The following is a 7,692-nucleotide window of genomic DNA, read 5'->3' as shown; positions in this document are numbered from 1 at the left end:
GAGGGTTGGGCCACCAACCTCGACGTGCAGGCGGATCAGTCGATCGCCGCGTACACGTTCGTCGGCTGTTACTTCGAGAGCGCGACGCATTCGATCGTGCGCAGGTCCATCGCGCCGGCCGGAGGCCACGACACGCTGGGCATCACGTTCCAGGCGTGCGCGATGCGCAATCTCTCCAAGCTGCGGGATCCGAACTATCCCGACGTCACACCGTCTGACTACATGCTCGACCTCAGTCAGATCGGCGGCACCGTTGCACTCATCAACTGCTGGTACGACAGCGCCCCGGACGCAAGCGACACGATCAATGTCGGCCCGCAGAGCAAGGTGATCATCGTCGGATCCGGAAACGGCCGGAGCCCGGCGTTCGCCGGGAACACCGCCGCCGTCAGTTCCTATCGGGAGGGCTTCGCCGCGATCAACACTGCGGCGACGTCGAATCCGCTGATCGTCAACTCACCTCTTGCCGACGACCCGCGTGCCCTCGTACTCGTGAGCTCGAGTCAGCCGAGCGACAAGCCGCTGGTCGTCCAGGGCGTCGCGGATCAGGCGGAACGGCTCACCGAGTGGCAGAACGCCGACGGTGGGCCGGTCGCCTTCGTCTCGAGCGCCGGGCGAATGTTCAGCGACTCGGGAACGGCGTCCACACCAGCATTCGGCAACGCCGCCGACACTCGCACCGGCATGTTCTTTCCGGCCGCGGGCAGTGTCGCGTGGACCGTCGACGGGGCCATGGCGATGCGGCTCACGTCGTCCGGCCTCGTCATGGGCAACCGTGCAATCGGTGACGTGGCGGACCCGATAGCTCCGCAGGACGTCGCCACCAAGAGCTACGTCGACAGCCAGATCCAAGCCATGCGCGAGAACTCGGCCGAGTAGCGGCAGACACGAAGGAGCTCGACCCTATGGACAACACAACAACGCCACAGGACTCCACCAGGCGGAACATCCTGCGCTTCGGCGCCGCAGGGGTCGTCGGCGCGGCGGCAGCCAGCGCCCTTCCCACCCACACGGCCGACGCCAGCAGTCATCGTCCGTTCCAGTCACGGATCTGCGTCACCGTCGGGCCGGACCGCACCGACGACTTCCGAACCGATGGCACCAACGACGCCACGCAGATCAACGCCGCGATTCAGGCGGCAGGCGATGCCGGCGGCGGCATCGTCCATATCAAGGCCGGCACTTACTACATCACCGACACCATCGACAACAACCGCGCCGGCGTATTGGTTCGCGGAGACTTGGTCACCCACTACGCCAAGGTCACCTATTTGAAAGCGGCGGCGGACTTCACCCCGTTCGCCCGCCTTGCCACACCGATGCCGAGCGAGAGCGACCCGCCCGAGGACGGCGGGTTCGAGGAGCTGTACATCGACGGTGAAATCGAAGAAGGACGCTGGATCGAGGACGGCCTCGTCATCGGGGACCCGAACCCGCAGTACTCCCCAGCGCGCAAGGTCAAGGGTGCCCGGATCAGGAACCTTCGCCTCGAGCATTTCACCGGCCACGGCATCACCGGGTTCACGAACGAGACCTATCCGTCCGGGTCGTTCGACGACATCGTGTTCGACAACGTCCGGATCGCGTGGTGCCGCATCGGCGTGAAGAACGACTCGACGGCCACCAAGTTCAACGGGGGAGTGCTTGGCGCGTGCAACGTCGGCGTGGCGGCCTCGAACTTCTCGGGAGCACAGTTCTTCGGCACCGTCTTCACGACAGTGCCGGGAGACTCGCGATGGACCGAGCCCGACTATCCGCTGCCACTCGAACCGTGGTTCACCGCCGTAGACGTGCAGGCCGACCGGAGCGTGGCGGCGTACAGCTTCGTCGGCTGCTATTTCGAAAGCGCCACGCACTCGATATTGCGCCGTTCTGTTCAGCCGGCCGGAGGCTTGTCGTATACAGGCGGGTTCACGTTCCAGGCGTGCGCGATGCGCAACCTCTCCGCGGGCGGGCATCCCGCCTTCGACGACATCGATGACTTTCCGTACCCGCCATCGGGCTACCTGCTCGATCTCGCCCACATCGGCGGCACCGTCGCTCTGGTCAACTGCTGGTACGACACGAATGTCATCGGTGGCATCGAGCGTGCCAGCCGATCTGTCAACGTGGGTGACCAGACGCAGGTCGTCGTGTTCGGCGCGGACAACTACGGCGACGCGTTCAACCGAGAGCTGGAGTTCGTGGGCAACACGTCCGGCGTCAGCAACTACCGCGGCGGATTCACCGGGATCAACACGACATACCTGCCGCGCAAGCGGACCACGTCGGCGCCGATCGACCCGCCGATCGCCAGCCGGATGACCGTCAACAATCCGCAGACCGTGGACGAGCGGGCGGTCGCGCTCGTCAGTGCCGGCGCGGAGAACGAGAAGCCGTTGGTGATCCAGTCGGTCCACGGTCAGCAAGCCCGGCTGACCGAATGGCAGGATCCCGCGGGCCAGCCGATGGCGTTCGTGTCCAACCTCGGTCGCATCTATGCCTTCGCCGGAACGGAAGGGCTTCCCGGTGTCGGGAATGCCCGGGACACCGACACGGGGATGTACTTCCCCGCCCAGGACACCGTTGGCTGGACCGTCGGCGGGCGGGTGGCGATGCGTCTCGACGAGTCCGTCCTCGCAGTGCACGACCGCCCCATCGTCGGTGTCGCGGACCCGGACGGTCCCCAGGATGCCGCGACGAAGAACTACGTCGACAGCCAGATCCAGGCACTGCGGAAGGAGCTCGGCCGGTGACGGATCGGTACACCCCGGCCGACGGCTGGATGCTGCGAGTGGCCGGCGGGCACGACGACGTCCCACCGGAGATCTGGCCGGCGCTCCGGGCCGGTGTGCCGGCCAGCGTGCCGGGGTGCGTGCACACCGACCTGCTCGCCGCGGCTCTGATAGCCGATCCCTACCTCGATCAGAACGAGCACGAGCTGAAGTGGATCGGGCGGTGCGACTGGAAATACTCCACGACGTTCGGCACGCCAGAGAGGGAGGCCGACCGGGTCGACCTCGTCTGCGGCGGTCTCGACACGTTCGCGACCGTCGAAGTGAACGGAACCCTTGTCGGGACGACGCGGAACATGCACCGGTCGTACCGCATCCCGGTTCAGGATGTGCTCGCCGGAGACGCCAACGAGCTGGTCGTGACGTTCGCCTCGGCCGTGCTTCGCAGCCGCGAGCTCCGGGACACGGTCGGTGACTTGCCCAGGCCCGTGGAGATCTTGCCGGAGCCGTATCAGTTCGCCCGGAAGATGGCGTGCAACTTCGGCTGGGACTGGGGGCCCGAGCTCGTCACCGCCGGCATCTGGAAGCTCATCCAGGTGCACGCATGGAGCGTGGCACGCTTCGACAAGGTCCGGCCGATCATTTCAGTGGCCGGCACGACAGGGATGGTCCGAGTCGAGGTCGAGTTGGAGCGCGCGGGCGCGCCACACGACGTCGAACTGACCGCATCGGTCGGGGGATCGCAGCAGACGATCACGATCCCTGGCGCGGAGACGACGGGCGAGATCGAACTCGAGGTGGACCACGCGGACCTCTGGTGGCCGCACGGCATGGGTGCGCAGGCGCGGTATGAGCTCACCCTGACGCTTGAGACCGAGACCGGGCTGCTCGACACGTGGGCGCGACAGATCGGCTTCCGCACCATCGAGCTCGACACCGCGGCCGACGACGGCGGATCAGCGTTCACTCTCATCGTGAACGACCGGCCGATCTTCGGTCGTGGGGCCAACTGGATTCCCGACGACTGCTTCCCCACCCGCGTGAGCTCCGACCGTTACCGGCGGCGACTCGAGCAGGCGCGGGACGCCAACGTCAATCTTCTTCGCGTCTGGGGTGGTGGACTCTACGAGACCGACGACTTCTACGAAGCCTGCGACGAGCTGGGCATCCTGGTCTGGCAGGACTTCCCGTTCGCCTGCGCCGCGTACCCGGAGGAGCTCTTGGCCGACGAGGTCGAGGCGGAAGCGCGAGAGAACATCGTCAGGCTGATGCCACATCCCAGCCTCGCCCTGTGGAACGGCAACAACGAGAACATCTGGGGCTGGCACGACTGGGGTTGGCAGGAACAGCTGGAAGACCGCCCCTGGGGTCTCGGCCTCTACGTGGACCTGCTGCCCGCCCTCCTCGCCGAGATCGATCCCACGCGCCCCTACTGGCCCGGCAGCCCGTACTCGGGCTCCATGGACGTCGCACCGAACGCCGACGAGCACGGCTGTACCCACCTGTGGGACGTCTGGAACGAACGCGACTACACCGCCTACCGCGACCACGTCCCGCGCTTCGTCGCCGAGTTCGGCTACCAGGCGCCGCCGACATGGACCACGCTGACCCGCGCCGTTCACGACAACCCACTGACTCCCGACTCGGCGGGAATCTTGAGCCACCAGAAGGCCGACGACGGACATGCCAAGCTGACCCGAGGCCTCGCCACGCATTTCCGAGCGCCGGTGACGACCGAGGACTGGCACTTTGCGACACAGCTCAACCAGGCCCGCGCCATCACCCTCGGCGTCGAGCACTTCAGGTCACACCGAGGACAATGCATGGGCGCCATCGTGTGGCAGCTCAACGACTGCTGGCCAGCGATCTCGTGGTCGGCCATCGACTCCGCAGGCCGACAGAAACCGATGTGGTACGCGCTACGCCGTGCGTACGCCGATCGCATGCTGACGATCCAGCCGGACCAGGACGGACTCGCCGCGGTGGCGGTCAACGACGGCGACGCGTCCTGGCACGGCACACTCCGGGTGGAGCGTCGTAGCTTCGCCGGCGATCTGCTGGCGGACTGGAAGAGCCAGCTTTCGGTCAGGCGGGACAGCACATCGACGTTCCGGCTCCCACCGAACCTCACGACCCCGGGCGAGCCGGCGCGCGAGCTGCTCGTCGCTGATGTGGGCGGCATGCGGACGACGTGGTTCTTCTGCCCGGACAAGGATCTCGACTATCCCGCGCCGTCGTACGACATCGACTTCCGCCGTGACGGTGACGACGCGCTGATGCGGGTCTGCGCGCGAACACTGCTCCGTGACGTTGCGATCTTCGTGGACCGGCTGGATGCACACGCCTCCGTCGACGACATGCTCGTCACACTCCTGCCGGGCGAGGAACGCACCATCCGAATCCACAATGGAGCACGCCTGCCTGCCGAGCGTTTGCGGCAAACCCCGGTATTCAGATGCGCCAACGACCTCAACTCGGGGACATAGCCCGTCGACCCCGCTGTCACCACGCGGAGCGCAAGATGAGGAAGCTGCTGGGCAGCGATTGGTGAACGATCACGCTGCACGGACATGCTGAGGTGGATCTCATGACCCCGGAGAAGATCCGCCCAGACGTTCCAGCCCGACGCCGGCGACGGGCGCTCCGCCCGCTGCCACGACTCGGTGCCCGCACCTGGGCGTCGGCGGTCATTTCCCTCCGCGCAGGCGCTTGGCGTCTCGTGGGTCGAGCGCTGCGACCGGCCGGTTCGTCGTGCTCGTGAGCCTTTTGATGTCACGAGCGCGCTTGTTGAGCTGCAGCTCGGTGTGGATCTTGTATTGCTTGGTCAGATAGTCCGGCATGTCGGCCGGTGGCGGGGCCTGGCCGGAACCCACGAGATGCCCGATGATTCCGCCGATAGCTCCCGCCCGTGTGACCGCATCCCGCACGCGCCTGAACCGGCTCACAGTGCCACCAGCTTTCCGGGCGCGTCGTCGTCGCCGTCCTTACGCCGCCTGGCGTCGTCCTCGACTGCTCGCTGGTGGCTGGCCAACTCCGATGCCTGACGCTCAGCGAGGCGCAGGCCGGTCCTGTCGAGACGCGGAGCCGGCAGGTTCCCCCACTGCCTGCCTGCTGGTGCAGGGACCGGGCGTATCGGATGGCGCGGTCGGCGCTGCTCGCGAGCACCCGCCGTTCGGCTTCGGCTTCGATGTCGGCGATGGTTCGCTGCAGCGCGGCCAGGCGGCGGCCCGCTTCCACCGTGGCGACCTCCATCTTCCGCATGAGGTTATCGACGGTCGCCTTGGTCTGGTGCAGCTGCGGTGCGAGGACGTCGAGGGTCTCAGTCGACGTGCTCCCGTCGGCGAACTCCGACATGTACGCGAGGACGGCGACGGACAGCGTGAGGAGTCCGAACAACAGGGCCATGACGACGGTGAGGACCTAGTCGGCCTCCTGGCCGTCGAGCACGAACCGGTAGGCCATCGCCCCGCCGAGGGCGACGGTGATGAGGGCGGCGCCGGCCCCTCACCTGCTAGAACGTAGGTGAGGGGCCGTTCTTGTCTGTCCGGCCGTCAACGGCTGTAGGCGGCTCTCTACGGTCGTTCTCGGAAATACGTGGCCAAGTTTTGGGGCCGTTCGGGGCGCGTCAGCCGATCTGCTCGAACAGGGACACGATGATCCCCTCGGGCCCGCGGACGTAGGCCATTCGGACACTGCCCTCGTACTCGCCGACACCGCCCACGAGCCCGTACCCGTCCGCAGCCACAGCGTCGACTGCCGCCAGGAGGTCGCCGACCTCGAAGGACACGTTGCGCAGACCCAGCTCGTTGGCCATCGCCGCGGGCGATCCAGGCACGTGGTCGGGCGTGACGAAGCTCGAGAGCTCCAGCCGGGTTCCACCGGCGGGCAACCGCAGCATCGCGATCTCACAGTGCGCGCCAGGGATGCCGCAGACGGTCTCCACGAACTCGCCCTCCACGGATCCCGTGCCCTCGACCTCGAGACCCAGCCCGACGAAGAACGCCGTCACCGACTCCAAGTCCGCGACGGTGATGCCGATGTGGTCGAAACGTTGTACGTGTGTCATGTGATCCATCCTCCGCTGGTGATCTGGTCGCTTCGATGCTGGGACGGAGCCGGGGCCGGGATCTCGACATGGTCTAGCCGCAACCTCGTGGTCACCCCCGATCTTGAGAAGTCGTCTGGGACGGCATATTGCTCTCGCGGCGATAAGACGCGGATATGAGTGCGCGATTCGTGGCAGATGAGTATGTCGAGCTGCAAGACGATCAGCCGCCGCCGCGACGCGACGCCCTCGCAGGCATCATGTTGTCGTGGCCGTGATCAGCGAGAGCGTATGTCCCATTTGCTCCAGCGCCGAGTTGGCCATGATGGTTCGGATCGACTCCCTGCGGGTGTTCGCAGAGTGCGAGAACTGCCACAGCGGCTTCTGGTCACCGTCGCTTGACGACTTGTTCACAACGGTTGATCTGCACTGGGAACGCACGCCTCGTCCCTGGACGAGGCGTGCGGGGCTCAGTGGCCTCACCTCGTCGTTCAGGGACAGATGCCGGCCGATGACGAACAACCAGCGCCCGAGGACGCTGCAGCCTTCTACGCGTTGGAGCGTGTGCCGCTCAAGCGCATCCCGTGGTGGGCAGCGGAGTGGCTCGTGCGAGGTTACGACGGTGACGGATGCGCGAGTCGGCAGGTGAAGTACGTCGTTGAGGCGGCGCGTCAGCCGGCCCGGTCCGGGTACTCGATCCGCGGGTCGTGCCCGATGCGCCGGGCGTCCGGCTGACCACGCTCGAGGGCGCGGATGTCTCTCGGCGTACACCTGGAGCCATACGGAGTCGTCGTGGCCGAGATCGAGCCGTGAGGCCGGGGGAGAGGCTCAGCGAGGCTAGCGGGCGGCGCGTCGCGCGCAATGACGCTGCCTGCGACGGCGGGCTTCGTTCGACCCCGGCACATCAGCTCCGATCTGAGCTGATGTGCCAGG

At 66.6% G+C, this 7,692-nt stretch carries 6 protein-coding genes; 4 read left to right on the top strand and 2 right to left on the bottom strand.

Features of this window, described 5'->3' with window-relative positions; translation table 11 throughout:
• From E1262_RS30130 to E1262_RS02515, 3 genes are all read left to right on the top strand, one after another.
• A partial coding sequence (locus E1262_RS30130; protein WP_162605738.1) for a hypothetical protein occupies nt 1–879 on the top strand: 879 nt, incomplete at its 5' end.
• Nucleotides 880–905: 26 nt separating this feature from the next.
• Nucleotides 906–2,735: a hypothetical protein gene (locus E1262_RS02520; protein WP_132101460.1), complete on the top strand. Its 1,830-nt coding sequence runs from the start codon at nt 906–908 to the stop codon at nt 2,733–2,735.
• 29 nt (nt 2,736–2,764) lie between these two features.
• Entirely contained in the window at nt 2,765–5,200 is a 2,436-nt protein-coding gene (locus E1262_RS02515; protein ID WP_132101482.1) for a glycoside hydrolase family 2 protein, read from the top strand.
• A gap of 201 nt (nt 5,201–5,401) precedes the next feature.
• Here E1262_RS02515 and E1262_RS02510 read toward each other — a convergent pair whose 3' ends face one another.
• Nucleotides 5,402–5,659 carry a hypothetical protein gene (locus E1262_RS02510; protein WP_132101459.1) on the bottom strand — a complete coding sequence of 86 codons (258 nt, stop codon included), beginning with the start codon at nt 5,657–5,659 and terminating at the stop codon, nt 5,402–5,404.
• Nucleotides 5,660–5,828: 169 nt separating this feature from the next.
• On the opposite strand from E1262_RS02510, the gene E1262_RS02505 reads away from it, so the two are divergent.
• The gene (locus tag E1262_RS02505; protein WP_132101458.1) at nt 5,829–6,236 is read left to right on the top strand and encodes a hypothetical protein; all 408 of its coding nucleotides are present in this window, start codon (nt 5,829–5,831) and stop codon (nt 6,234–6,236) included.
• A gap of 103 nt (nt 6,237–6,339) precedes the next feature.
• Here the strand turns inward: E1262_RS02505 and E1262_RS02500 are convergent, their stop codons facing one another.
• Nucleotides 6,340–6,780 carry a VOC family protein gene (locus tag E1262_RS02500; protein ID WP_132101457.1) on the bottom strand — a complete coding sequence of 147 codons (441 nt, stop codon included), beginning with the start codon at nt 6,778–6,780 and terminating at the stop codon, nt 6,340–6,342.
• Nucleotides 6,781–7,692 lie beyond the last annotated feature (912 nt).

Origin of the sequence: Jiangella aurantiaca, from assembly GCF_004349105.1 — a bacterium.
In the GTDB taxonomy this organism is placed as follows: Bacteria; Actinomycetota; Actinomycetes; order Jiangellales; family Jiangellaceae; genus Jiangella; species Jiangella aurantiaca.
This window is presented reverse-complemented; position numbering and strand designations above follow the sequence as displayed.

Excerpts from the sequence above, each read along its gene's own strand:
- E1262_RS02520 (WP_132101460.1), top strand. The coding sequence starts at position 906 with ATGGACAACACAACAACGCCACAGGACTCCACCAGGCGGAACATCCTG.
- E1262_RS02515 (WP_132101482.1), top strand. The coding sequence starts at position 2,765 with ATGCTGCGAGTGGCCGGCGGGCACGACGACGTCCCACCGGAGATCTGG.
- E1262_RS02500 (WP_132101457.1), bottom strand. The coding sequence starts at position 6,780 with ATGACACACGTACAACGTTTCGACCACATCGGCATCACCGTCGCGGAC.